Raw genomic sequence first — 23,747 nt, forward strand, 5'->3', positions numbered from 1 at the left:
CGGGCCGCGGCTGCTCGAGCCTAGGAAGCGATAACCTAGAAGTCCAACAACTAGTATTTGTCAAATAGAGAACTGTGAGTGGTCAATGGATCTTCGTCAGATGGAGTACCTCGTCGCGCTCGCGGACGAACGCCAGTTCACCCGCGCCGCCCAGCTCGTCGGCGTCTCGCAGTCGGGGCTCTCCGCCGCGGTCCGCAGCCTGGAGGAGGAGCTCGGCGCGAGCCTGTTCACGCGGACGACGCGGCGCGTCGAGCCCACCGAGGCCGGTCTCGCGCTGCTCCCGCACGCACGCTCCATGCTCGCGCAGGCGGCCGCCGCTCGCGACGCGGTCGTGCGGGCGACGCGCGCGCTGTCCGGCTCGCTGCGCGTCGGCTCGGAGCAGTGCCTGGGCGTCCTCGACGTGACCGCCCTGCTCGAGCGCTTCCACCGCCGCTACCCGCAGGTGGAGATCCACTTCGCGCAGGCGGGCTCGCACGACCTCCTCGCGCGCGTCCGCGAGGGCGACCTCGACGTCGCGTTCGTCGCGACCACCGAGCACCTGGGGCCGCTGTCCCAGACGGTCCTGGGCAGCGAGCCGCTCGTGCTCGTGTGCGCGCCCGAGCACCCGCTCGCCGGGAGGGGCCGGGTCGAGTGGTCCGACCTCTCGGGCCAGGAGTTCGTCGACTTCGACCCCTCGTGGGGCGCGCGGCCGGTCAACGACGCGACGTGCGCCGCGCACGGCGTCCACCGGCGCGTGCGGTGCTCGGTCAACGACGTGCACACGCTCCTCGAGCTCGTCGACCGGGGGCTCGGCATCGCGCTCGTGCCGCGCCACGTCGCGGGCAAGCCGGAGGCCGAGCGCCTCGTCACGCTCGCGCTGCCGGAGGGCGGTGCGCCGAGCTGGGTCGTCTCCGTCGTCACGGGGCGCTGGGACCGCGGCGCCTCGGCCGCGCCGCAGCTCCTGGAGCTCCTCGCCGACGCCCCCGCGTGCCGCGGCGTCGAGGTCGCCCGGACGGGCGCCGCGGCGTCGCGCACGGGTGTCGAGGTGCCGAGCGCTGCCGTCGAGGCCGTGGCGGAGGCCCGGTGACCGCCCCCGCGGGCACCGACGCACCGCTCTTCCCGCTGCGCAGCGTCGTCCTCGGCGCGTTCCTCCCCACGCTCGTCCTCGAGATCGGCGTGGGGGCCATGCTGCCGGTCGTCGCCGTCACGGCCACGGGCCGGGGCGCGAGCCTCACGGTCGCCGGGCTCGTCGCCGCGCTCGTGCCGATCGGCAAGATCCTCTTCGACCTGCCCGCCGGGGCGCTCGCCCAGCGCCTCGGCGACCGTGCGGCCATGCTGCTCGCCGGGGGCGTCGCGGCGGTCGCCTTCGCGACGATCGCGCTCACCCCCAGTCTGTGGGGCCTCGCGGCGGGAGTCCTCGCGCTCGGTGCGTCGACCGCCGTCTTCAACCTCGCCCGGCAGGCGTACCTCACCGAGATCACGCCCCCGCTGCGCCGGGCCCGCGTCCTGTCGACGCTCGCGGGCGTGCACCGGATCGGGCTGTTCCTCGGCCCGTTCGCGGGCGCGGCGGTCATCGCCGCGACGGACGTGCGCGGCGCCTACTGGCTCGGGACGGGCGCCGCCCTCACCGCGGTGGTGGTGCTCGCCGTCGTGCGGCCGGACCCCGCGGAGGCCGGGCGTGCTCGACTGCGCGGCGCGCGGGCCGTGCCGCGGGTCGGCATCGCCCGCGTGGCGCGCGACCACCGCCACCTGTTCGCGACGCTCGGCGTGGCGATCCTCCTGGTCAGCGCGGTCCGTGGGGCCCGGCAGACCGTCATCCCCCTGTGGGGCGAGCACCTGGGGCTCGACGCCGAGGTGACGTCGCTGATCTTCGGCGTCTCCGGTGCGCTCGACATGCTGCTCTTCTACCCGGCGGGCAAGGTCATGGACCGGTTCGGGCGCCTGTGGGTCGCCGTGCCGTCCATGCTCACGATGGCCGTCGGTCTCGCGGTGCTGCCGCTCGCGCACACCGCCCCCGCGCTCGCGGTCGTCGCGGCCGTGCTCGGGGTCGGGAACGGCATGGGCTCGGGCATCGTCATGACGCTCGGCGCCGACGTCGCGCCCACGGACGTGCGCCCGACCTTCCTCAGCGCGTGGCGCCTGTTCCAGGACACCGGTGACGCCCTCGGCCCGCTCGTGCTGTCGGCCGGTGCGGCGCTGGGGTCGCTCGCCGCGGGCGTCTGGGCGACGGCGGCGCTCGGCGCCTGCTCCGCGGCCGCGCTCGCGCGGTGGGTGCCTCGGCACTCGCCGCTCGCGAACCTCGTCCGACGCCGCTAGTCCGCGCCGCGCTCGGGCGCGGGTGGGGCGTCGGGCCGGGCCGCGCGACGGCCCGGCTCAGACGAGCGTGAGGACGCCCAGCACCCCGACGGCGAGGGCGAGCGCGAGCGAGACGGCGATGAGCACGACGTGCACGGTGAGGAAGCGCGTCGCGCGGCCGTCGGCGTCGCGCGAGCGGGGGTCCTTGGCGATGCGCTGGAGGAAGCGCGGCCAGATGAGCAGGTTCCAGGCGGCCGTGACGAGCAGGACCACGGACCAGACGACGGGGATCTCCACGTCCCGAGCATGCCAGGAGGCGTCGGGTGCCTCGGGCGGGGCGGCCGCGGGCAGCGTGTGGGATCCAGCACATCGACGCAGGCGTGAGGTGAGGCTAACCTCTCTCGTGGTCGACGCGCTCGCGGGGCCGCCGTTCCGCCCGGGGAGCCGGGCGTCGCAGAGGAGCCGCCGGTGTCCGTCAAGACCGTCAAGCCCCAGGACGCGCACGTCGTCACGCTGAGCGTCGTCGGGCGCGAGCGGGTCAGTCCGAACGTCGTGCGGGTCACGCTCGGGGGAGACGAGCTGGACCTCTTCACCCCGCTGGGGTTCGACCAGTGGTTCCGGCTCTTCCTCCCGCGCGAGGACCAGGACGCGCTGCGGCTGCCGACCCGCGCGTCGGGCCTCTGGTACGTCCAGTACCTCGCCACGCCGAAGGCGCGCCGCCCGTGGGTGCGGAACTACACCGTGCGCGCCGTGCGCCCGGGCCTGCGCGAGCTGGACGTGGACTTCGTCGTGCACGGCGACGCGGGGCCCGCGTCCTCGTTCGCGCTGTCCGCCGAGCCGGGGGACCGCGTGGGCCTGCTCGACCAGGGGATCGGCTACCACCCGCGCGTCCCGCACGACTGGACGCTCCTCGTCGCCGACGAGACCGGGCTGCCCGCGGTCGCGGGGATCTGCGAGTCCCTGCCCGACGACGCGCGCGGCCTCGCGGTGGTCGAGGTCCCCGAGGCGGCGGACGCCCAGGAGTTCCGCGTGCCCGCGGGCGTCGAGCTGCGCTGGCTGGCGCGCGACGGCGCACGGCCCGCGGGCGGCGGCGACCACGACCTGCTGCCGGGTCGTCTCGCGCTCGACGCCGTACGGTCGGCCGACCTGCCCGCCGGTCCCGGCTACGCGTACGCGGTCGGGGAGTCGGCGCTCGCCACGGGCGTGCGTCGCCACCTGGTCAACGACCGGGGCGTGCCGAAGGCGCACGTCGACTTCGTCGGGTACTGGCGCCACGGGCACGCGGCGTCCGCCTGACGCGCCCCGCGCGCGTCGTCGGGCGCGGGGCGTCGTGCAGCGGGTCGTCGTGCCGCAGGGGGAGGGTCGGTCAGACCCGGCGGAGCTGGCGGAACATCGGGCAGTCGAACGGGTCGCGCGCCGAGAGCCCCACGCGGTTGAGGTACCGGACGACGATCGCGTAGGACTGCACGAGGCTCGTCTCCGTGTACGGCAGGCCGAGGTGCGCGCAGTGCTCGCGCACGATCTCGCGGGCCCGCGCGAGGTGCGGGCGCGGCATGCTCGGGAACAGGTGGTGCTCGATCTGGAAGTTGAGCCCGCCCATGAGGATGTTCATCCACCACCCGCCGCGGATGTTCCGCGAGGTGAGGACCTGCTTGGACAGGAAGTCGATCTTGCTGTCGGCGGGGATGATCGCCATGCCCTTGTGGTTGGGGGCGAACGACGCCCCCATGTAGACGCCGAAGACGGCGAGCTGGACGCCCAGGAAGGCGGCTGCGAGGCCGAGCGGCAGGAACCAGACGACCGCCCCGACGTAGAGCGACAGGCGCAGCGTGATGGTGACGATCTCGATGACGCGCGTGCGGACGTCGCCGCGCGCGCGGCCGCCGGCGAGGAGCGAGCGGAACGCCTGCACGTGCAGGTTCACGCCCTCGAGCGTGAGGAGCGGGAAGAACAGCCAGCCCTGGTAGCGGTTGATGACCGCCCGGAAGCCCTTCGCGACCTCCGCGTCCTCCTCGAGGAACACGACGACGTCGGGCGCGATGTCCGGGTCCTTGCCGCGGCGGTTCGGGTTCGCGTGGTGGCGCGTGTGCTTGTTCATCCACCACGAGTGGCTGATGCCGACGACGCCGTTGGCCAGCACCTTCCCGAGGCGGTCGTTCGCCGGGCCGGACGCGAAGACCTGGCGGTGCGACGCCTCGTGCGCGACGAACGCGAACTGGGTGAGGATCAGGCCCAGCGCCCCGGCGACGAGGAGCTGGAACCACGAGTCGCCCAGGAGGACGAACCCGGCGACAGCGCCGCCGAGCGCGAGCGTGAGGACCCCGAGGGTCCACAGGTAGTAGGCGTGCGTGCGGTGGAGCAGGCCCGCGTCGCGCACCGTGCGCGACAGTGCGCTGTAGGTGCTGGTGACGGCACCGGGCTCGTCGGTCCGAGGGCGGGTGGCCCGGAAGCCCGGGCGCACTGCGGCAGAGGTCATGTGTCCTCGCAGGGGTGTCGGTGTCGACTTCCCAGCCGCGGAGGTGAGCAGGTGCTCGTCGTGCAGATGACCCCACCCTACGGGACCGTAGGTTGCGCGCGCGAGGGGGCCGGGTGAAGGAGTCGCGAAGGAGCGACACCTCCTCCGGAGGGGTCAGGCGGCGAACCGGAAGGTCTGGCGGTACTCCGTCGGCGTGATCCCGACCGCCCGCCGGAAGTGGTGGCGCAGGAGCGCGGCCGACCCGAAACCGCTGCGGCGCGCGACCTCCTCCAGGTCCAGCGAGGACTCCTCGAGCAGCGACTGCGCGTGCGCGACGCGTTGCGACGTCAGCCACGCGAGCGGGGTCGTGCCGGTCTGCGCGACGAACGCGCGCGCGAAGGTGCGCTCGGAGGTGTGGGCCCGGCGGGCGAGGTCGCGCACGGTGAGCGGCTCGTCGAGGTGGTCGGTCATCCACTCCAGCAGCTCCCCGAACGAGTCCTCCTCGCACTCGGGCACCGGGCGCTCGATGAACTGGCGCTGCCCGCCGTCGCGCTGGGGCGGCACGACCATGCGCCGGGCGATGGTGTTCGCCACCCGGGCCCCGAGATCGCGGCGCACGAGGTGCAGGCACGCGTCGATGCCCGCCGCCGTTCCGGCGCTCGTGATGAGGTTGCCGTCGTCGACGAAGAGCACGTCGGGGTCGATGTCGAGGCTCGGGTAACGACGGCGCAGCTCGTCGGCGTGCATCCAGTGCGTCGTCACCCGCCGTCCCTCGATGACGCCCGCGGCCGCGAGCACGAACACGCCCGAGCACACGCTGAGCAGCAGGGCGCCGCGGTCGGACGCGCGGCGGACGGCGTCGAGCACCGCGGGCGGGTAGTCGGTCCCGATGCGGATCGCCGGCACGACGACCAGGTCCGCGTCGTCCGTCGCGGAGAGGTCGTGGTCGGGCACGACGTGCGCGCCCACCGACGTGCGGACGGGACGGCCCGCGACCGGGCCGCACACGCGGAAGTCGAACGACGGGACGCCGTCGTCGCTGCGGTCGAGGCCGAAGACCTCGCACACGACGCCGAACTCGAACGGGGCCAGGCCGTCGCACACGACGGCCGCGACGGATCGCACCATGCTCGGCACGCTACGCCGCTGGCAGGATCTTGTCGAGAGGTGTCAGTGCTGCCACTCGTGGCGCGGGTCGTGCGCCGCGAGGGTGGAGCCATGGACATCTTCTGGGGTGTGGTGGCTCTTCTCCTCGTCGTCGGCCCGACGGTCGCGGCCCTCGCGGTCCGCCGCGAGGACCCGGCCCGTCCGTGGTTCCCCGCCGGGTCCGACGGCGCGTGGCCCGACGGCGCCGCGTGGGACGCGCGCGGGGACCGGTCGGTGCACGGCGAGCGCTGGGACCGCGACGCGCAGCGGCTGGACGCCGACCTGCGCGCCGCGGCGTCGCGACCGGCTGAGCCGGCCGCCGTCGTCGACCCGCACGAGGTCGCGGCCGAGCTCGTGCTGCGGCGCGTCGTGCCGAACCCGGCCGTGCGCGACGGCGTGCGCGCCGCTCCTGCCGTGCCGGGCGGGCGCCCCGGGGCGAACGTGCCCGCCGCGCCGCGGCGGCCGGGGACCCGGGGCACGCCGCTCGCGCGCTGAGCCCTCGCGTGCGGAACTGCCCGGCCACGCGCCGCTCGACCGCGTGCGGCGTCTCCGGACGCACGAACGGCCCGGACCTCGTGGAGGTCCGGGCCGTTCGCGGGGGAGCGGTGTCGCTCGGGTCAGGCGCGCGAGCCGACCGCGTCGACGTCCGCGTCGCCCGTGAGCTGGTCGAGGCCCTCGAGCTCGTGCGCCTCCCACGGGGCGTGGCCGAGGCTCGGGATCATCGTCGCGAGCTCCGGGCGCCACTTGGTGAAGCGGGCGGGGAAGCAGCGCTCGAGCAGGTCGATCATCGCGGGGACGGCCGTCGAGGCACCCGGCGAGGCGCCGAGCAGGCCGGCGATCGAGCCGTCGGACGCCGCGATGACCTCGGTGCCGAACTCGAGGACGCCCTTGCCGTCCTTGTCCTTCTTGATCACCTGGACGCGCTGGCCCGCGGTGATGGTCTCCCAGTGCTTGGGGTGCGCGGTGGGCATGAAGCCCTGGAGCGCGGTGAACTTGGTCTCCGGGCTCGCGAGGAGCTGGCCCACCAGGTACTGGGTGAGGTCGAGGTTCTTCAGGCCCGCGCCGACCATCGAGCCGAGGTTGTGCAGGCGCAGCGACGTGAAGAGCCCGAGGTACTTGCCCTTCTTGAGGTACTTGGGGCTGAACCCGGCGTAGGGGCCGAACATCAGGTACGTCTTGCCGTCGACGACGCGCGTGTCCAGGTGCGGGACCGACATGGGCGGCGAGCCGACGTCGGCCTTGCCGTAGACCTTCGCCTGGTGCTGGGCGACGAGCTCCGGGTCGTCCGTGCGGAGGAACTCACCGCTGATCGGGAAGCCGCCGTAGCCCTTCGCCTCCGGGATGCCGGCCGCCTGGAGCAGCGGCAGCGCGCCGCCGCCGGCGCCCACGAACACGAACCGGGCCTCGACGGTCGAGCGGCGCTTCGGGGCGTTCCACGAGCGGTCCTTGACCGTCAGGCGCCAGCGGCCGTCCTTCGTCTTCCTGAGGTTCTTCACCTCGTGCTCGAGGTAGAGCTGCGTGCCCTCCGAGACGAGGTAGTCGACGAGCTGCTCGGTGAGGGCGCCGAAGTCGACGTCCGTCCCGCTCGTCGCGCGCGTGGCCGCGACCGGCTCGTCGCCGTCGCGCTCGGCGACCAGGAGCGGGGCCCACTCGGCGATGACCGCCGGGTCGTCCGTGAACTCGAGCTCGCTGAACAGCGGGTGGCGGCGCAGCGTCTCGAAGCGGCGACGCAGGTAGTCGACGTTCTCCGCGCCGCGCACGAAGGTCATGTGGGGGGTGCGGGAGATGAAGCTCGCGGGCTGCGGCAGCGCGCCCGTCGTGAGCAGGTGGTGCCAGAACTCGCGCGACACCTCGAACTGCTCGTTGATCTTCACCGCCTTGGTGATGTCGATCGAGCCGTCCGGCTTCTCCGGCGTGTAGTTCAGCTCGCACAGGGCGGCGTGACCCGTCCCGGCGTTGTTCCACGGGTTCGACGACTCCTGCGCCACGGCGTCCAGGCGCTCGTAGATGCGCACCTTCCAGGTGGGCTCCAAGACCTTCAGGAGTGCCCCGAGCGTGGCGCTCATGATGCCACCGCCGATGAGGGCTACGTCGATCTGGTCTGCGCTGCTTGCGGGGTTGCTCGCTCGACTCGACACATCTCGATCCTACGCTTGTGAAAGAGTGCACTAACTGTGCGGTGCGTCACGGGCGTGCGTCACACTTTCGCGGGACCTCGGTCCCGAGCCGGGCAGGTCGGACGTCGCGTACCGCGCGATCCGGCCGGGTCCGAGCCGTCTTCCCGCGAGGTAGAGCCGTGGTCTCGCGAGGTAGAGCCGTGGTCCGCGTGCGCCAGCCGACCACGCCTCTACCTGGCGGACCAGGGCTCTACCTCGGCCGACCGGGGCTCTACCTCGCGGGGGTGGGGTTCTCCTGCGGCGGGGAGTACGGGGACGGCCAGGGGCCGATCTCGGGGAGGCTCACGGGCTCGCCCGCGAGGCGGGCGGTGGGCTCGGCGCCGGGGGTGCGGCCCGCGAGCCAGGCGGCGACGTCGGTGAGGCGGCCGTGGACGACGACGGCGCCCCGGCCGGGCGCGGACGCGGGCGCAGGCGAGGCCGCGGCCCCGGAGGTGGGCTCGGCTTCGGACGCGGGCTCAGGTCCGGCAGCCACGCGGAGGCCGCCCGGTCCGACGCGAAGGGCGCCCGGTCCGACGCGGAGAGCGCCCGGTCCGACGTGGACGCCGCCGGGGACCACGACGAGGTCTCCGGGTTCCCCGTCGAGCGCGACCACGACGTCGTCCGCGAGCCGGACCCCGAGGAAGTCGAGGAGGTGCAGCCCGAGCGCGGGAGGCCAGGAGTCGAGACCGACGCCCGCGTCGAGGTCGACCGCGTGGATCCGCACCTCGCGCCACCAGGCCACGAGCGCGTCCGCGACCGTGCCGTCGCGGTACGTCACCGGCGCGGACCACCCGGGGGACCCGGCGGCGGGCCACGCGGCGTCGAGGCGGTCGGCCAGCGCATCGAGTGCCGCGACGTGCTGCGCGACGGAGCGCAGCGCGCCCGTCCGGATGCCGTCCTCGCGCCCGGCCGCGCCGCCGTCGTACACCTCGACGAGCTCGCCGCGCGCGGCGCGCTCGGCCTGCCGCGCCATGGCCTCGCCGATGGCGGTGACGTGCGCGAGCACGTGGCTGCGCGACCACCCGGGCAGGGCCGACGGCGCGTCGAGCCCGGCGGCGTCGAGCCCGCGCGCCGCGTCGGTCACCGCGTCGAGGGCGGCGCGCGCGTCGCGCCGGACCTCCTCGACGTCGGGCGGGGTGAGGGCGGGGGCGTCGGTCAGGGCCACAGCAGCTCCTTCGTCCAGGTGGTCGGCGCGCCGGACGCCGCGGTGTAGCGCAGGCGGGTCTGGCCCGCGCCCGACGACGCCCAGAACTCCACGCTCGTCGGCTCGAGCGCGTACGCGGTCCAGGCGTCGAGGACGAGCCCGGGCTCCGCCCGCACGCGGTCGAGGGCGGCGTCCCATGCCTCGCGGTAGGCGGCGCGGGACGCGAGCGGGGCGCTCTGCGACCCGGCGAGGGCGGTCGCGCGGGAGAAGTCGGACCGGTCCAGGAAGTCGGCGGCGGACGTCTCGGCGTCCAGCGGCACGACGGGTCCCCGCACGCGGACCTGCCGACCGTGCTCGCGCCAGAAGAACGTCAGGGCGGCGTTCGGGTTCTGCGCGAGCGCGACGCCCTTGGGGGAGTCGGCGCGCGTCGCGAAGACCCACCCGTCGCCGTCGACGTCCTTGAGGATGAGGGTCCGGGCGTCCACGCGGCCGCTCGCGTCGGCGGTCGAGAGGGTGGCGGCGTGCGGTGCGGGCAGCCCGGCGTCGATCGCGTCGTCGAGCCAGCGGACGAAGAGCGTGCCCGGGTCGTCGGGTGCGGCGTCGACGTCGAGACCGGGGAGGTCGGGGCCGAAGACGGGCAGGGCGCGCAGGCGCTCGCGCAGGGTCGGGCGGTCGGCGTCGGTCATGCGTCCTCCGAGGCGCTCGGGAGCGGGTCGAGCAGGGCGACGAAGCCCCGCGCGGCGGCGGACATCGCGTCCGGGTCGTCGAGGGCGCGCGCGAGGACGTACCCGCCCTGCACGACGGCGACGGCGGCGTGCGCGCGGTCGCGCGCCGCGTCGTCGGGCAGCCCGCCCTCGACGAGGACGGCGGCGGCCAGGTCGACGAGCCCGCGGAAGTAGGCGCGCACCTCAGCGGCGAGCGCGGCGTCGTCCATGACGGCCTGGTCGCTCACGAGGCGCCCGACCTTGCAGCCGGCCAGCGCGGGCCGCGGGCGTTCGAGATAGCGGACGAGGCGCTCGACGGCGGAGCCCTGCGCGCCCAGGTCGCGGCGCGCGGCGTCGAGGCCCGCGGTCGTCGTGGCGTGCACGGCCGCGGCGGCGAGGTCGTGCTTCGTGGGGAAGTGGTGGTAGAGGCTGCCCTGCCCGACGCCGCTCGCGGCGAGGACCTGGCGCGGGCTCGTCGCGCCGACGCCCTGGGCCCAGAAGAGCTCCTGCGCGGCGGCGACGAGGCGGTCCCGGTTCGAGCCGGGTGCGTCCGCGCGCGGCTCGGGGCGCGTTCCGGTGTGCATGTCCGCAGCCTAGCGCCTGGCCATACCTACCGCTAGGTATGGTGGCGCCCGCCCCGACGGTCCGGGCGGCACGGCCCGCGCCTGGAGGATCGCGACGGCCGGGCCGCACCCGCCTTGTGGACCGCCACCAACGCGTCGTCGGGCTCCCCGGTCGGCGGAACGCGACGCTGGAGAGACCGTGCACGGGCGCGCGCGGCGCGCGTCGCCACGATCGACCCATGGACCACGACCTCGCCGCGTTGCTCGACGACCTCCTCTCCGCCACGACGCGCGAGGAGGCGCCCTCCGCGGACAGCCTCCTCGCCGTCCTCGCGACCGACGACGACGACCTCCTGGACGTCGTCGCCGCGGCGGCCCGGGTCCGACGCCGGTGGTTCGGCCGGCGCGTGAAGCTCGCCTACCTCGTCAACCTCAAGTCCGGGCTGTGCCCCGAGGACTGCACCTACTGCTCCCAGCGGCTCGGGTCCGCGGCGGAGATCCTGCGGTACACGTGGCTCCGTGCGCCCGAGGCGCTCGGAGCGGCGCGCGCGGGGATCGACGCCGGGGCGTCGCGCGTGTGCCTCGTGGCGAGCGGGCGCGGCCCCACGGAGCGCGACGTGACCCGCGTCTGCGGGGTCGTGGCCCGGATCGTCGAGGAACACCCCGGCGTCGAGGTCTGCGCGTGCCTCGGGCTGCTGTCCGACGGCCAGGCCGAGCGCCTGCGCGACGCGGGCGCCCACGCCTACAACCACAACCTCAACGCGTCGGAGGACGCCTACCCCGAGATCTGCACGACCCACGACCACGCGGACCGCGTCGCGACCGTCCGGCGCGTCCAGGGCGCCGGGCTGTCGGCCTGCTCGGGGCTCATCGCGGGGGCGGGGGAGACCCCCGAGCAGCTCGTCGACGTGCTCCTGGAGCTGCGGGCGCTCGACCCGGACTCCGCCCCGGTCAACTTCCTCGTGCCCTTCGAGGGGACGCCGCTCGCCGGCCGGCACGAGCTCACGCCGCAACGGTGCCTGCGGATCCTCGCCGCCGCGCGGTTCGCGCTGCCCCGGGCCGAGCTGCGCCTGGGCGCCGGGCGGGAGCTCCACCTGCGAGCCCTCCAGCCGCTCGCCCTGCACGTGGCCAGCTCGCTCTTCCTCGGCGACTACCTCACGGCGGAGGGGCAGGACGCCGCCGCGGACCTCGCGATGATCGCCGATGCCGGCCTCGAGGTCGAGGAGGTGCCCGGACCCGCCGGGCGGACGGCGTCGTCGCGCGTCGTTCCGCGCCGCCGCGGGGCGGGGACGGACGTCGCTCCCAACGCCTGATCGCCGCGACCGTCGTAGCGTGAGGGCGTGACGGTGCAGCAGCGGGTGCTGGTGGTCGCGGTCCTCGCGTCGTTCGTGTCGTTCCTGGACGGCTCGGTGGTCAACGTCGCGCTGCCCGCGATCTCCGCCGAGCTCACCACCGGGCCCGTCACGGGTCTCGCGCTGCAGCAGTGGGTCGTCGACGCCTACATGATCACGCTCGGCGCGCTCATCCTCCTGGCCGGGTCGCTGTCGGACGTCCACGGGCGACGCCGCATCATGGCGATCGGGCTCGTCGGGTTCGCCGTGACGTCCGTCGCGTGCGCGCTCGCGCCCGACGGCCTCGTCCTCGTCGTCGCGCGCGGCCTCCAGGGCGTCGCGGGCGCCCTGCTCGTGCCCAGCTCGCTCGCCATGATCATCTCCACGTTCGACGGTGAGCGGCAGGCCCGCGCGATCGGCTCCTGGACCGCGTGGACCAGCACCGCGTCGCTCGTCGGGCCGCTGCTCGGCGGCATCCTCATCGACGCGATCTCGTGGCGGTGGGTCTTCTGGATCAACGTGCTCCCCGTCGCCGTCACGCTGTGGCTGCTGCGCGGCATCCCGCGGTCCGCGGCGGAGGAGCCGGGCGCCGCGGCCGGTCCGGGCGGACGACGGCGCATCGACACGCTCGGGGCGACGCTCGCCGCCGTCGGGCTCGCGGGGACGGTGTTCGCGCTCATCGAGCAGGGACGCTTCGGGTGGTCGAGCCCGGTGGTGTGGGGACCGTTCGCCGTCGGGGTCGTGTGCCTCGCCGCGTTCGTGGGGTGGGAGCGCCGCGCCCCGGACCCGATGCTGCCGCCGCGCCTGTTCCGGGTGCGCAACTTCGCGTGGGGCAACCTCGCGACCGCGGCGATCTACGGCGCGCTGTACTTCGGCGGGTTCGTCGTCACGCTCTTCCTCCAGCAGGTCGGCGGGTACAGCGCGACCGCCGCCGGGCTCGCCCAGCTCCCCGTCACGCTCGTGCTCCTCGCCCTGTCGACGCGGTTCGGGGCGCTCGCGGGCCGCTACGGCCCGCGCCTGTTCATGACGCTCGGCCCGATCGTCGGCGGGGCCGGCTACCTGCTCCTGCTCACGACGACCGACGACGCCGTGTACGTCACCCAGGTCCTGCCGGGCCTCGTGCTCTTCGGCCTGGGCCTCGCGATGACGGTCGCGCCGCTGACGTCGGCGATCCTCGGCTCGATCCCGGCGGCCGACGCCGGCATCGGCTCCGCGGTGAACAACGCGGTGTCGCGCGTCGCGGGGCTCGTCGTCATCGCGTTCGCGGGGGTGATCGTCGGCGGCGTGCTCGACCTCGACGGCTTCCACCGCTCGCTCCTCGTCACGGCGGGCCTGCTCGTCCTCGGCGGCGTGCTCAGCTGGGTCGGCATCCGCAACGACCGTGTGCGCGCCACCGGCGCCGGAGGGGCCCAGAGCGGCTGAGGCGGAGCGCCGGCTCGAGGTCCCGCGCCCGCCGTGCCGACGGCTATCGCACCGTCTGCAGGTCGTGGGTCGAGGTGTTGAGGCGGCGTGCGCCGTCGGGCACGTCCGGCGGGAACGCGACGACGATGTCCTCGATCCGGACGCCGAAGCGGCCGGGCAGGTACACGCCCGGCTCGACGGAGAAGCACATGCCGGGCTCGATCGGGCGGTCCTCGCCCTCCACCATGTACGGCGGCTCGTGCGTCGTCGTGCCGATGCCGTGGCCGGTGCGGTGCACGAACTGCTCGCCGTAGCCCGCGTCGACGATGACGGCGCGCGCGGCGCGGTCGACGTCCTGGCACGTCGCGCCCGGGCGCACCGCGTCGACCCCGGCCTGCTGCGCGCGCCGGACGACGTCGTAGACCTCGCGCTGCTGGCCCGCGAGGGCGTCGTCCGTGCCGCCCGCGACCAGCACCGTCCGCGAGGTGTCCGACCCGTACCCGTCGCGCAGCCCGCCGAAGTCGAGCACGACGAGGTCGCCGGGCTCGATGACGCGGTCGCCCGCGTCGTGGTGCGGGTCGGCGCCGTTCGGGCCGGAGCACACGAGCGTGAAGTCGACCTGCTCGTGCCCGTGCTCGCGGAGGAACCGGTCGAGGTCGGCCGCGACGTCCCGCTCGCGCCGGCCCGCGAACGCGACGCCCAGGACGTCCGCGAACGCGGCGTCGGCGGCCGCTCCCGCCGCGGCGAGGCGCTCCACCTCCGCGGCGTCCTTGACGGCCCGCAGCGTCGGGACGGCGTCGGAGAACGCGGTGAGGCTGGCGCCGGGCAGCGCGCGCTGTAGCCCGAGCACGTGCAGCGCCCACGTGGCGTCCGAGACGGCGTAGGTGCCGTCCGCGGCGAGGAGCCGCGCCGCGGCGTCGTGCTCGTCGTCGCCGTCGCGCCACGTCACGACGTCCAGGCCGTCCGCGCCCGGGGCGGAGGCCAGGTCGCCCCGCTCCAGCAGCGGCACGACGACGGACGCGCCGCCGGTCGTCCCGGTCCCCTCGGCGGGGATCGTGAGCAGCGTCAGCCGCTCCGTCTCCGGCGGCGCGTACCCGGTGAAGTACGCGAGGTCGGGGCCGGGCGAGACGAGCAGCCCCGTGAGACCGGCCTCGCGCGCGTGCGCGGCCGCGCGCTCGCGACGCGCGGCGTAGACCTCGGGACCGAACGCGGCCCCCGGACGTGCGGCATCGGTGCTCGACATGAGCCCAGCGTGGCACCGCTCGCCGCCGAGATCGACCCGAGCGGCCCGACGGCGGTCCTCCGCGGGTCCGCTCGGGCGGCCGGGTCCGTCCCGGTCGTCGCGGGTTGGGCGGTCCGGCTCGGGTCCGGGAGTGGCAGGCTGCTCGCATGACCGACGTGCGCAACCTCCTCGCGGCCCTCGACACGTTCGACGGGCACTGGCAGCCGCACCGCGTGGCGAGCCTCAACGACGCCGACGTCAAGGTGGTGAAGGTGCTGGGCGAGTTCGTCTGGCACACGCACCCCGAGACCGACGAGCTGTTCCTCGTGCTCGACGGCGAGCTGACGATCGACCTGCGCGACGGCGGCGTCGAGCGCGCGGTCGTGCTGGGCCCGCACGACCTGTTCGTGGTGCCGCGGGGCGTCGAGCACCGGCCGCGTGCCGCCGTCGAGACCTCCGCGGTGCTCGTCGAGCGGCAGGGGACGGTCAACACGGGCGACGCGGGCGGCGACCTCACGTCGCCGCTGCGGGAGCTGCCGGGCGAACCGCCCACCGCCTGACGGCCCGCCCGACCGGCCCGGACGTGCCGGACCGGCCCGCGGCGGGTCGATCGGGCGCCGCCGGGGCCGGTCTCGGAGGGTCAGACCCGCACGACGACCTTGCCGCGCACGTGCCCGGACTGGCTCGCGCGGTGCGCGTCGGCGGCGTCGGCGAGGTCGAAGACCTCCGCGACCTCCGGGCGCAGCAGGCCCTCGTCGCCGAGCCGAGCGAGCTCGGCGAGGTCGGTCGCGTCGGGGCGCACCCACACGTAGTGCCCGCCCAGCTCGTCGCGTGCCCGCGCGTCCGTGATCGAGGCGACCGTGCCGCCGTCGCGCAGCACCTGCGGGACCGAGTCGAGCGCGTCGCCGCCCACGTAGTCGAGGACCACGTCCACGCCCTCCGGCGCGAGCGCCCGGACCCGCTCCGCGAGCCCGTCGCCGTACGTCACCGGCTCCGCGCCGAGCGAGCGCAGGAAGTCGTGGTTGCGCTCCGACGCCGTCCCGAGGACGCGCGCCCCGAGCGCCTTCGCGATCTGGACGGCGAACGACCCGACGCCGCCGGCGGCGGCGTGCACGAGCACCGTCTGGCCCGCGGCGAGCCCGGTGCGTCGGATGGTCTGGTACGCCGTCAGCCCCGCGAGGGGCACCGCCGCCGCCTCCTCGAACGACCACGCCGCCGGCTTGCGCGCGAGCGTCCGGACGGGCGCCGCGACGAGCTCGGCGAACGTGCCGCCCGAGACCCCGCCGCCCACGACGTCCTTGCGCACGTACCCGTACACCTCGTCGCCGACCTGGAGCTCGGGGGTGTCCAGGCCCACGCGCTCGACCACGCCCGCGACGTCCCAGCCCGGGACGACAGGGAACGCGACATCCATGATCTGGTCGAGGTACCCCTCGCGGACCTTCCAGTCCACCGGGTTCACGCTCGCGGCGCGCACGCGCACGAGGACGGAGTCGGGGCCGACCTTGGGGGTCGGGAGGTCGGTCGTCTCGAGGACGTCGGGGCCGCCGTAGCGGGAGTAGGTGATGGCTCGCATACGGGCGGCAACCCCGCGGGCGCCCGACGGATTCCCGCGGTGCGGTCAGCCCTCGAACGCGGTGGGGTCCATGTGAAGGACCTCCCACTGGTGCCCGTCGAGGTCGGCGAAGCTCCGCGAGTACATGAAGCCGCCCTCCTCCTGGGGGTCCTTGACCGCCGTCGCACCGGCGGCGAACGCGGCGTCGGCGAGCCGGTCGACCTCGGCGCGGGAGCCGACGCTCAGGGCGTTGATGACCTCGGTCGTGGCGGTCGCGTCGGCGATCGCCTTGTTCGTGAACCGCTGCGCGAACTCCGCGGTGAGGAGCATCACGTAGATCGTGTCGCTGAGCACGATCGAGGACGCGTTCTCGTCCGTGAACTGCTCGTTCACCGTGTACCCCAGCGCGGTGTAGAACGCCTTGGCGGCGTCGAGGTCCTGGACGGGCAGGTTGACGAAGATCTGGGTGCTCACGGGGTCCTCCGGTGTCGCGGGCGCCTGGCCCGAGGGGTGTCGCGGGATAGACGCACCCGAGCCCGGAAACTCATCGACGCGGGAGGCCAGAGAGTCTGTCGCCCGGCGCCCGGGAACGGTAGCGTCCGACGGAGGGCTCCGCGCACAGTTCTCGAAGGACAGGTCGGCGGGGTGCCGGCCGGGGGGACGCGACGTGGCGTCCCCGCTCTTCTCCACCGCCACCGAGCCCGAGAGGAACCCGCCATGACCGACACCGACCGCACCGAGCACCCTCCCGAGAACCTCGCCGAGGCGTCTGCCGCCGGGCCTCCTGCCCGGCGCCCCGACACCGTCGTGCTCGTGCACGGCCTCTGGATGACCCCTCGGAGCTGGCAGGGGTGGGTCGCGCACTACGAGCAGCAGGGACTCACCGTCCTGGCGCCCGGCTACCCCGGTTTCGAGATCGAGGTCGAGGGGCTCCGGGAGAACCCGCAGCTCATCGCCGACCTCACCGTCCCGGAGACCCTGGACCACCTGGCCTCCGTCATCGAGGCGCTCGACGCGCCGCCGATCATCATGGGCCACTCGTTCGGGGGCACGCTCACCCAGCCCCTGCTCGCGCGGGGTCTCGGTGCCGCGGGCGTCGTGATCGACTCGGCGCCCACCGAGGGCGTGCGCGTCAGCCCGGTGTCCCAGGCGCGCTCCCTCTTCCCGGCGCTCCGCAACCCCGCGAACCGGCACCGCGCCGTCGGCGTCACGCCCGAGGAGTTCCACTACGCGTTCACGAACACGCTCAGCGAGGAGGCGTCGCGCGAGGTGTGGGAGCGGTACGCGATCCCCGCTCCCGGCCACTGGGTGTGGGAGTACGGCCTCGTCGCCAACTTCAAGCCCGGGCACCAGGACACGTGGGTCGACTACTCCGCGGACCGGGCGCCCCTGCTCTTCGTCGCGGGGGAGCAGGACCACATCATGCCGCCGGCCGTGAACCGTTCGAACGCCAAGCACTGGGAGGCCTCGCCCGCGCTCACGGAGTACTACGAGTTCGCGGGCCGCGACCACTGGACGTGCGCGGCGCCCGGGTGGGAGGCGGTCGCGGACCACGCGCTCGACTGGGCCCTGGCGCACGCGAGGGCGCCGCGCGCCTGACGGCTCGGGGCCCGCGACGTCAGACGAGCACGTCGCCGTCGCGGGCCACGACCCGGCCGCCCGCGACGACGAGCGCGCGGCGCGGGGCGCGCACGACGGCGTCGGGCACGTTCTCCGCGTCGACGAGCACCACGTCCGCGGGCGCGCCGACGACGAGGTCGTGGACGTCGCGGCCGACGAAGCGCGCGGCGTCGGACGTCGCGACGCGCGCCGCGGTGACGAGCTCCTCGTCGTACCGGAAGCGCGAGAGGCGGGCGAGCTGGGTCGTCAGCGCGAGGAGGTCGCCCGTCCCGTAGGGGGACCACAGGTCGCGGATGCCGTCCGTGCCGAGCCCGACGGCGACGCCCGCCGCGCGCAGCGCGTGCACGGGCAGGGGAGCGGCGCCGATCGGCGCGACCGTGGTCATGGTGATGCCGGCCTCGCCCATCGCGGCGACGAGGTCCGCCTGGCGCGACGCCGGGACGTCGCCGACCGCGAAGCCGTGCGCCACGTTGACCTTGCCCTGGAGGCCGGCGCGCAGGGTGCGGTCGATCATGAGCTCGACCTGGAACGCGCCGAGGTCCCCGCCGTCGTGGAGGTGCACGTCGATCCCGACGCCGCGGCGCTCGGCGATCGCGAACAGCCCGTCGAGCTGGCCGACGGGGTCGCGGTCGATCGACGCCGGGTCGAGGCCGCCGACGTGCTCGGCGCCCGCGGCGGCGGCCGCGTCGAGCAGGTCGAGCACCCCGGGCCGGCGCAGCACGCCGTCCTGCGGGAACGCGACGATCTCGGCGTGCACGGCGCCGTTCAGCGCGGCGAGCGCCTCGCGCACGACCTCGATGCCGCGCAGCCCCAGGCCGAGGTCGACGTCGACGTGGGTGCGGATCGCCGTCGTGCCGTGCCGCACGAACTCGCGCAGCACCGTGAGCGTCACGTCGACGCCCGGGATGCCGAGCTCGTCGCGGTGCGCGCGCTCGTGCGCGATGCGGCCCTGCGTCGTCGCCTCGCCGCCGTAGCTCACCCAGGGCCGGCCCCACCAGCTCTTGTCGACGTGCGCGTGGGCGTTGACGAGGCCCGGGAGCGCGAGCAGGCCGCGGCCGTCGACCACGCCGGCCTCCGGCGCCGTGCCGGCTGCCGGGTCGTGCGGCGTCACCGCGGCGATGCGGCCGTCCGCGACGTGCAGGTCGACCGGCTCGCCGCCCCAGGGGCGGACGTCGCGCAGGACGGTGACGGTCTCGGGGGTGCGGGCGGTGGTCATGCGGCGGGTCCTTCCGGCAGCGGGACGACGACCTGGGGCCGTCCGGGGATCTGGATCTCGTACGTGTCGAGCGTGCCGAGGTCGACGACGGTCGCGCCGTCCCACGCCTCGGCCTGCGTGTACCCGCCGGCGAGCACGGCGCTCGGGCGCCCCGTCGCGGGGTCGGTCCACGTCGTCACGGTCTCGTGGCGGCGAGTGAGCGAGGTGACCTGCTCCGCGCCGGTCGCCGGGTCGAGCACCGTCACGTTCGGCCCGCCCGTGGCGTTGCCGAACGGGCCGTTGCCCACGACGACGACGCGGCCGTCGGGCGCGCGGGCGACGCCGTGCTGGTGGCTGTCCGCCGCCGAGGCGACGGTCGTCGTCGTGCCGGTGGCCGGGTCGAGGCGGACCAGCACGCGGCCCTGGTAGGGCAGCAGGAGCGAGCCGTCGTCGTCGAGCACCGCGTAGTGCGGCTTCTCGAACGACGCGAGCCCGCCGTCCGTGCCGAACGGCGCGACCTCGATCCGCCGGGCCTCGAACGTCGTGGTGTCGACGACGTGCACGGAGAACGTGTCGTGGTCGACGGTGTAGACCTCGCCGCCGTCGGCGGCGACGAGCACGTCGAACGGTCGCAGCCCCACGGGGGTGCTCGCGACGACCTCGCGCGACGCGACGTCGATCGTCTCGAGCGTCGACGAGTCGCCGCGGTGGACGGCGACGTGGACGCGGGCGCCGTCGGGCGAGACGGCGATGCCCATGCCGCCGCGGCGGTACTCGCCGAACGCGACGCGCGCGGGCGCGTCCCGGTAGGGGAGGAGGTCGACCCGCTCGCGCGTCGCGAGGTCCACGACGGCGACGCCCTGGGCCGTCGAGACGTAGGCGCGCATCGTCGGGGCGTGCACGGCGACGCCCCACGGCGCGGCCCCGACCTCGATGCGGTCGACGACGGCGCTGCCCTCCCGGATCGTCGGGTCGACGACCGCGAGACCGTCGGACTCCGCCTCGGTCGCGAGCAGGAACCGCGGGGTCTCGACGGCGGGGACGGCGTCGGGCGCGGGGGTCGTCGGGCCGTCCGCGGGCGTCGTCGCCGGAGTCTGCGGCGAGGTGGCCGGGCTCGGCGGCGCAGCGGGCGCGGCGTCGTCGCCCGCCCCGCCGGGCGTGCACGCGGCGAGGACGGCGACACCGAGCGCCGCGGCCCACGCCACCACGCGGCGCGGCCGACGGTTCCCGGGCCGGTCGGTGCGGCGCGAGAGGGGAGGGGCAGCCATGGCCAAATGGTATACCAATCGTGCGAGCGCGCCGCGGGCGCGATGCGGCGACCGACCGAGGACCGCGGCCGGGTCAGCCCTCGAACGTCGCGGGCGCCTCCAGCACGACGTCGTCCGGCGACTTGTCCCGGCGCCATCCCTTCCACACGGGGTGGCGCAGCTTGCCGAACGGGACGTCGTCCCCGTCGCCCTCCCCGGCGCCCGTCCACTCGGCGTAGACGACCTCCGCGACCCGCCGCGGCGATACCCAGTGCGCGTCGCGCGCGTCCTCGCGCGGCACGCCCACCGCGGGCGGCGTCGTGCGACCGATCCGGTCGAGCTCGGCGACCAGGTCACGCCGCTCGGCGTCCGTGAAGCCCGACCCGACCCGGCCCACGTAGACGAGGCGGCCGTCGTCGGGCACGGCGAGCAGCAGGGACCCGACGAGGTGCGTCCGCTCGCCGTGGCCCGGCCGCCACCCGACCACGACGACCTCCTGCGACTGCGCGTGCTTGAGCTTCAGCCACAGCGCCGAGCGGCGGCCCGACGAGTACGTCCCGTCGCGCCGCTTCGCGACCACGCCCTCGAGCCCGAGCCGCCTCGACGTCTCCATCGCGGCCTCCAGGTCCCCGTCGAACACGGGCGGCACGTGCACCGGGGCGACGGCGTCGCGCAGCACGTCCTCCAGCACCTCGCGCCGCTCGTCGTACGGGCGCTTCGCGAGCGACCGCCCGCCGGTCTCCAGGACGTCGAACACCATGAGGTCGACCGTGACCCGCCGTCGCGCCGCGGCGACGTCCCCCGGCTTGGCGATGTTCGCGCGCTGCTGGAGACGCCGGAAGCTCGGCCGCCCCCGCGCGTCGAGCGCGACGATCTCCCCGTCCAGCACCACCGGCAGCGCCTCGGCCGGGACCTGCTCCGCGAGCGCCTGCAGCTCCGGGTACGTCACCGACATGTCCTTGCCCGAGCGGCTCACGAGCCGCACGCGCCCCTCGGCCACGTGCGCGAGCGTCCGGAACCCGTCCCACTTCATCTCGAACGCCCACGCGTCGCCGTCGTGCAGGTCGCCCGCCGACGCGGGCGACGCGAGCATCGGTCGCCAGTCCGTCCGAGCCGGCCGCGGCTCCGGCGTGTCGTCGTGGTCGGGCGAGGACGCGCCCCGAGCCGACCGCGAAGCCGGGGGTGGGGAGGAGGTGCCGGGTCGTGGCGGGTCTGGCGGGAGCGGCGAGGGACGAGCCGCGGATGGTAGACCCGGCGCCTCCTCCCCACCCCCGGCGCCCCGACCCCGCGCGCTCTCGCCCGGACGGCTCGGCCTCGGCGCCATGAGGTGGATCAGCCAGTTGTCCTCGTCGCGGCCGTCGCGGCCGCCCGTGTGGATGAGCGCGAGGCGGCGCGTGCCGTGCTGCTCGCCGTGGAGCGTGACGATGACCTCCTCGCCGTCGCGCCACTTCTCGAGCTCGTACGTGCCGGCGTCCCAGATGACCACCTCGCCGGCGCCGTACTCGCCCTTCGGGATCGTGCCCTCGAACGAGCCGTAGGCGAGCGGGTGGTCCTCGGTCTGGACGGCGAGGTGGTTCTTCTTCGGGTCGGTCGGCTCGCCGCGCGGGAGCGCCCAGCTCACGAGGACGCCGTCGTGCTCCAGCCGGAAGTCCCAGTGCAGGCGGCGGGCGTGGTGCTCCTGGATGACGAAGCTGTTGCCCGCGCTCGGCGGCGGCGCCTCGTCCGGGACGGGCTCGGGCGTGCGCCCGGCGTCGCGCATGGAGCGGTACCGGTGCAGGCGGTCGGGCCGCTCGTCGTCCGTCCCGCCGTCCGCGGTTCCGCTGCCCGACGCCGCACCCCCCTTGCGCTCGAACGTCGCCATGCGCGCGGGCGTGGGCTCGAGCGCGGAGAGGTGTCCCTGCGTGAGCGCGGCGAGCGGGTCGCCCAGGGTGCGCACGCGCTCGACGACCTCGTCGAGGTCCAGGTGGCGCAGGTCCGGGTCGTCGAGCTCCTCCCAGGTGCGGGGCGCGGCGACGGTGGGGTGCTCCCGCCCGCGCAGCGAGTAGGGCGCGATCGTCGTCTTGTTGCCGTTGTTCTGGCTCCAGTCCACGAGCACCTTGCCGCCGCGCAGCGACTTCTTCATGTCGCTCACGACGAGGTCGGGGTGCTCGGCCTCCAGGTAGCGGGCGAGCTCGTGCGCGACGGCGGAGACGGCCGCCGCGTCCTGCTTGCCGTCGAGCGCGGCGTACAGGTGGATGCCCTTGGACCCGCTCGTCACGGGCAGGGGTTCGAGGCCCATGCCCTGGAGGATCTGCCGCGCCTGGCGTGCGACCTCCGCGCACTCGGCCAGCCCGGCCCCCGGGCCGGGGTCGAGGTCGAGGACGAGGCGGTCGGGGTCGAGGTGCGCCCCGGTGCGGCCGAACTGCCACTGCGGCACGTGGAGCTCGAGCGACGCCGTCTGGCCGAGCCACGTGAGGGTCGCGAGGTCGTTCACCAGCACGTAGTCGTTGGCGCTGCTCTTGTGCTGGATGCGCCGCGTGCGCACCCAGGACGGGACGCCCTGGCCCGCGTTCTTCTGGAAGAACACCTGGCCGTCGACGCCGTCGGGCCACCGCTTGCGCGTCGCGGGCCGGTTGGCGCAGTGGGGGAGCATGACGTCGGCGACGGCCGCGAGGTACGCGAGGACGTCGGCCTTCGTCGTGCCGGTGGCGGGGTAGAGGACCTTGTCCAGGTTGGTGAGCCGCAGGCGGTGACCACCGACGTTCACCGTCTCGCCCGCCCGGCTGGATGTGGTGGCCATGGGCCCATCGTGGCGCGGGCCCGACGGCGTCGCCCGCCGTGGCGGGAACTTCTCGGCGCCCTCGACCGTGGACACTGGGTGGGGCTGTCCGACCGGCCGGGGAGCCCGCCCGGGGTCGATGCCGGACCGAGAGGATCACCGTGACGCACCTGACGACCGACGACGTACCGCTCCCCGCGGAGATCGGTCCCCGCGTCCGCGAGTTCCGTCGCCTGATGATGAACTACAAGTTCGGCATCGACGAGGTGATGACGAAGATCACCGTGCTCCGCGACGAGTTCCGGCACGTGCACGACGACAACCCGATCGAGCACCTGGGCTCGCGCCTGAAGTCGCTCGAGTCGATCGTCGCGAAGGCGCGGCGCAAGGGGATCCCGCTCACCCCGGAGGGCGTGCGGGAGAACATGTTCGACGTCGCGGGCGTCCGGGTCACGTGCGCGTTCGTCTCCGACATCTACCGCGTGCGCGACCTGCTCGTGGGCCAGCGCGACCTCACGGTCCTGGAGGAGCGCGACTACATCGCGCACCCGAAGGGCAACGGCTACAAGAGCCTGCACCTCATCGTCCAGGTGCCGGTGTTCCTCTCCGACCGGGTCGAGGACGTCGTCGTCGAGATCCAGCTCCGCACGATCGCCATGGACTTCTGGGCGAGCCTGGAGCACAAGATCTACTACAAGTACCAGCGGGACGTGCCTCAGCACCTGACGGACGCGCTCAAGCTCGCGGCGGACGTCGCCGCGACCCTCGACACGACGATGGAGCGCATCCACGACGAGGTCCGCAGCCTCGACGGCGTGCCGGAGCCGGTCGAGAACACCGACGAGCTCGCCACGCCGCGCGAGGTGATGGAGAGCTTCATGCGGACGGCGCAGGTCGCCGACGAGGCGTTCCACGAACGCCGCCACGACGGCTGAGGCGACGCTCCCGCGCGGGCCGCGCGACGACGTCGGGCCGC

The 23,747-nt window shown here is 74.9% G+C and carries 22 protein-coding genes; 9 read left to right on the plus strand and 13 right to left on the minus strand.

Annotation, left to right across the window (positions count from 1 at the left end; genetic code table 11):
• Positions 1 to 85 precede the first annotated feature (85 nt).
• Positions 86 to 1,066: a LysR family transcriptional regulator gene (locus E1O70_RS11500; protein WP_082774212.1), complete on the plus strand. Its 981-nt coding sequence runs from the start codon at positions 86 to 88 to the stop codon at positions 1,064 to 1,066.
• Positions 1,063 to 2,295: an MFS transporter gene (locus tag E1O70_RS11505; RefSeq protein ID WP_082774211.1), complete on the plus strand. Its 1,233-nt coding sequence runs from the start codon at positions 1,063 to 1,065 to the stop codon at positions 2,293 to 2,295. Before E1O70_RS11500 ends, E1O70_RS11505 begins: the two co-directional genes overlap by 4 nt.
• Before the next feature lie 57 nt (positions 2,296 to 2,352).
• On the opposite strand, the gene E1O70_RS11510 is transcribed toward E1O70_RS11505, so the two are convergent.
• On the minus strand, positions 2,353 to 2,571 hold the full coding sequence (locus E1O70_RS11510) for an SCO4848 family membrane protein (protein ID WP_061266776.1): 219 nt from the start codon (positions 2,569 to 2,571) through the stop codon (positions 2,353 to 2,355).
• A 171-nt stretch (positions 2,572 to 2,742) separates the two neighbouring features.
• Here E1O70_RS11510 and E1O70_RS11515 point away from each other — a divergent pair, with 171 nt between their 5' ends.
• Positions 2,743 to 3,570, plus strand: a complete 828-nt coding sequence (locus tag E1O70_RS11515; RefSeq protein ID WP_061266775.1) for a siderophore-interacting protein — start codon at positions 2,743 to 2,745, stop codon at positions 3,568 to 3,570.
• 70 nt (positions 3,571 to 3,640) lie between these two features.
• On the opposite strand, the gene E1O70_RS11520 is transcribed toward E1O70_RS11515, so the two are convergent.
• A complete protein-coding gene (locus E1O70_RS11520) occupies positions 3,641 to 4,750 on the minus strand; it encodes a fatty acid desaturase family protein (RefSeq protein ID WP_034651111.1) in 1,110 nt (369 codons plus the stop codon).
• A gap of 153 nt (positions 4,751 to 4,903) precedes the next feature.
• Positions 4,904 to 5,857 (minus strand): helix-turn-helix domain-containing protein, encoded by a 954-nt coding sequence (locus E1O70_RS11525; protein WP_061266774.1) that lies wholly within the window; start codon positions 5,855 to 5,857, stop codon positions 4,904 to 4,906.
• A gap of 90 nt (positions 5,858 to 5,947) precedes the next feature.
• Between E1O70_RS11525 and E1O70_RS11530 the strand changes: the two genes are divergently transcribed.
• Entirely contained in the window at positions 5,948 to 6,370 is a 423-nt protein-coding gene (locus tag E1O70_RS11530) for a hypothetical protein (protein WP_061266773.1), read from the plus strand.
• 122 nt (positions 6,371 to 6,492) lie between these two features.
• On the opposite strand, the gene mqo is transcribed toward E1O70_RS11530, so the two are convergent.
• The 4 genes from mqo to E1O70_RS11550 all read right to left on the minus strand — a co-directional run bounded on the left by mqo (position 6,493) and on the right by E1O70_RS11550 (position 10,463).
• The gene (mqo, locus tag E1O70_RS11535; protein WP_061266772.1) at positions 6,493 to 8,013 is read right to left on the minus strand and encodes a malate dehydrogenase (quinone); all 1,521 of its coding nucleotides are present in this window, start codon (positions 8,011 to 8,013) and stop codon (positions 6,493 to 6,495) included.
• 250 nt (positions 8,014 to 8,263) lie between these two features.
• Complete coding sequence (locus tag E1O70_RS11540) at positions 8,264 to 9,196, minus strand: maleylpyruvate isomerase family mycothiol-dependent enzyme (RefSeq protein WP_061266771.1); 933 nt, start codon at positions 9,194 to 9,196, stop codon at positions 8,264 to 8,266.
• Positions 9,187 to 9,861 (minus strand): pyridoxine/pyridoxamine 5'-phosphate oxidase, encoded by a 675-nt coding sequence (locus tag E1O70_RS11545; RefSeq protein ID WP_061266770.1) that lies wholly within the window; start codon positions 9,859 to 9,861, stop codon positions 9,187 to 9,189. Before E1O70_RS11545 ends, E1O70_RS11540 begins: the two co-directional genes overlap by 10 nt.
• Positions 9,858 to 10,463 (minus strand): TetR/AcrR family transcriptional regulator, encoded by a 606-nt coding sequence (locus E1O70_RS11550; protein ID WP_061266769.1) that lies wholly within the window; start codon positions 10,461 to 10,463, stop codon positions 9,858 to 9,860. The genes E1O70_RS11545 and E1O70_RS11550 overlap by 4 nt, the downstream gene beginning before the upstream one ends.
• Positions 10,464 to 10,681: 218 nt before the next feature.
• On the opposite strand from E1O70_RS11550, the gene bioB reads away from it, so the two are divergent.
• Together bioB and E1O70_RS11560 are read left to right on the plus strand one after the other, a co-directional pair.
• A complete protein-coding gene (bioB, locus tag E1O70_RS11555; protein WP_061266768.1) occupies positions 10,682 to 11,755 on the plus strand; it encodes a biotin synthase BioB in 1,074 nt (357 codons plus the stop codon).
• A gap of 27 nt (positions 11,756 to 11,782) precedes the next feature.
• Positions 11,783 to 13,195, plus strand: a complete 1,413-nt coding sequence (locus tag E1O70_RS11560; protein ID WP_061266767.1) for an MFS transporter — start codon at positions 11,783 to 11,785, stop codon at positions 13,193 to 13,195.
• A 43-nt stretch (positions 13,196 to 13,238) separates the two neighbouring features.
• Here E1O70_RS11560 and E1O70_RS11565 read toward each other — a convergent pair whose 3' ends face one another.
• Positions 13,239 to 14,417 carry an aminopeptidase P family protein gene (locus E1O70_RS11565; protein ID WP_061266766.1) on the minus strand — a complete coding sequence of 393 codons (1,179 nt, stop codon included), beginning with the start codon at positions 14,415 to 14,417 and terminating at the stop codon, positions 13,239 to 13,241.
• Positions 14,418 to 14,563: 146 nt separating this feature from the next.
• Between E1O70_RS11565 and E1O70_RS11570 the strand changes: the two genes are divergently transcribed.
• Positions 14,564 to 14,956: a cupin domain-containing protein gene (locus E1O70_RS11570; RefSeq protein WP_034654712.1), complete on the plus strand. Its 393-nt coding sequence runs from the start codon at positions 14,564 to 14,566 to the stop codon at positions 14,954 to 14,956.
• Positions 14,957 to 15,036: 80 nt separating this feature from the next.
• On the opposite strand, the gene E1O70_RS11575 is transcribed toward E1O70_RS11570, so the two are convergent.
• Positions 15,037 to 15,972, minus strand: a complete 936-nt coding sequence (locus E1O70_RS11575) for an NADP-dependent oxidoreductase (RefSeq protein ID WP_061266765.1) — start codon at positions 15,970 to 15,972, stop codon at positions 15,037 to 15,039.
• Between the two features lie 45 nt (positions 15,973 to 16,017).
• Positions 16,018 to 16,425, minus strand: coding sequence for a VOC family protein (locus tag E1O70_RS11580; RefSeq protein ID WP_034654698.1), 408 nt, complete (start codon positions 16,423 to 16,425; stop codon positions 16,018 to 16,020).
• 243 nt (positions 16,426 to 16,668) lie between these two features.
• Here E1O70_RS11580 and E1O70_RS11585 point away from each other — a divergent pair, with 243 nt between their 5' ends.
• A complete protein-coding gene (locus E1O70_RS11585) occupies positions 16,669 to 17,550 on the plus strand; it encodes an alpha/beta hydrolase (protein ID WP_240696678.1) in 882 nt (293 codons plus the stop codon).
• A 19-nt stretch (positions 17,551 to 17,569) separates the two neighbouring features.
• On the opposite strand, the gene E1O70_RS11590 is transcribed toward E1O70_RS11585, so the two are convergent.
• The 3 genes from E1O70_RS11590 to E1O70_RS11600 all read right to left on the minus strand — a co-directional run bounded on the left by E1O70_RS11590 (position 17,570) and on the right by E1O70_RS11600 (position 22,792).
• Positions 17,570 to 18,787, minus strand: coding sequence for an amidohydrolase (locus E1O70_RS11590; RefSeq protein WP_061266764.1), 1,218 nt, complete (start codon positions 18,785 to 18,787; stop codon positions 17,570 to 17,572).
• Positions 18,784 to 20,034 (minus strand): YncE family protein, encoded by a 1,251-nt coding sequence (locus tag E1O70_RS11595; protein WP_174526016.1) that lies wholly within the window; start codon positions 20,032 to 20,034, stop codon positions 18,784 to 18,786. The genes E1O70_RS11590 and E1O70_RS11595 overlap by 4 nt, the downstream gene beginning before the upstream one ends.
• 73 nt (positions 20,035 to 20,107) lie before the next feature.
• On the minus strand, positions 20,108 to 22,792 hold the full coding sequence (locus E1O70_RS11600; RefSeq protein ID WP_061266763.1) for an ATP-dependent DNA ligase: 2,685 nt from the start codon (positions 22,790 to 22,792) through the stop codon (positions 20,108 to 20,110).
• Between the two features lie 215 nt (positions 22,793 to 23,007).
• Here E1O70_RS11600 and E1O70_RS11605 point away from each other — a divergent pair, with 215 nt between their 5' ends.
• On the plus strand, positions 23,008 to 23,706 hold the full coding sequence (locus tag E1O70_RS11605) for a GTP pyrophosphokinase (RefSeq protein ID WP_074809919.1): 699 nt from the start codon (positions 23,008 to 23,010) through the stop codon (positions 23,704 to 23,706).
• The last annotated feature ends 41 nt before the right edge of the window (positions 23,707 to 23,747 follow it).

The organism is Cellulosimicrobium funkei, from assembly GCF_004519295.1.
Taxonomy (GTDB): Bacteria; Actinomycetota; Actinomycetes; order Actinomycetales; family Cellulomonadaceae; genus Cellulosimicrobium; species Cellulosimicrobium funkei.

Coding starts and splice junctions, on each gene's coding strand:
- E1O70_RS11595 (WP_174526016.1), bottom strand. CDS start 20,034: ATGGCTGCCCCTCCCCTCTCGCGCCGCACCGACCGGCCCGGGAACCGT.
- E1O70_RS11605 (WP_074809919.1), top strand. CDS start 23,008: ATGATGAACTACAAGTTCGGCATCGACGAGGTGATGACGAAGATCACC.
- E1O70_RS11545 (WP_061266770.1), bottom strand. CDS start 9,861: ATGACCGACGCCGACCGCCCGACCCTGCGCGAGCGCCTGCGCGCCCTG.
- E1O70_RS11550 (WP_061266769.1), bottom strand. CDS start 10,463: ATGCACACCGGAACGCGCCCCGAGCCGCGCGCGGACGCACCCGGCTCG.
- E1O70_RS11600 (WP_061266763.1), bottom strand. CDS start 22,792: ATGGCCACCACATCCAGCCGGGCGGGCGAGACGGTGAACGTCGGTGGT.
- E1O70_RS11570 (WP_034654712.1), top strand. CDS start 14,564: ATGACCGACGTGCGCAACCTCCTCGCGGCCCTCGACACGTTCGACGGG.
- E1O70_RS11520 (WP_034651111.1), bottom strand. CDS start 4,750: ATGACCTCTGCCGCAGTGCGCCCGGGCTTCCGGGCCACCCGCCCTCGG.
- E1O70_RS11565 (WP_061266766.1), bottom strand. CDS start 14,417: ATGTCGAGCACCGATGCCGCACGTCCGGGGGCCGCGTTCGGTCCCGAG.
- E1O70_RS11590 (WP_061266764.1), bottom strand. CDS start 18,787: ATGACCACCGCCCGCACCCCCGAGACCGTCACCGTCCTGCGCGACGTC.
- E1O70_RS11585 (WP_240696678.1), top strand. CDS start 16,669: ATGACCGACACCGACCGCACCGAGCACCCTCCCGAGAACCTCGCCGAG.
- E1O70_RS11525 (WP_061266774.1), bottom strand. CDS start 5,857: ATGGTGCGATCCGTCGCGGCCGTCGTGTGCGACGGCCTGGCCCCGTTC.
- E1O70_RS11530 (WP_061266773.1), top strand. CDS start 5,948: ATGGACATCTTCTGGGGTGTGGTGGCTCTTCTCCTCGTCGTCGGCCCG.
- bioB (WP_061266768.1), top strand. CDS start 10,682: ATGGACCACGACCTCGCCGCGTTGCTCGACGACCTCCTCTCCGCCACG.
- E1O70_RS11575 (WP_061266765.1), bottom strand. CDS start 15,972: ATGCGAGCCATCACCTACTCCCGCTACGGCGGCCCCGACGTCCTCGAG.
- E1O70_RS11500 (WP_082774212.1), top strand. CDS start 86: ATGGATCTTCGTCAGATGGAGTACCTCGTCGCGCTCGCGGACGAACGC.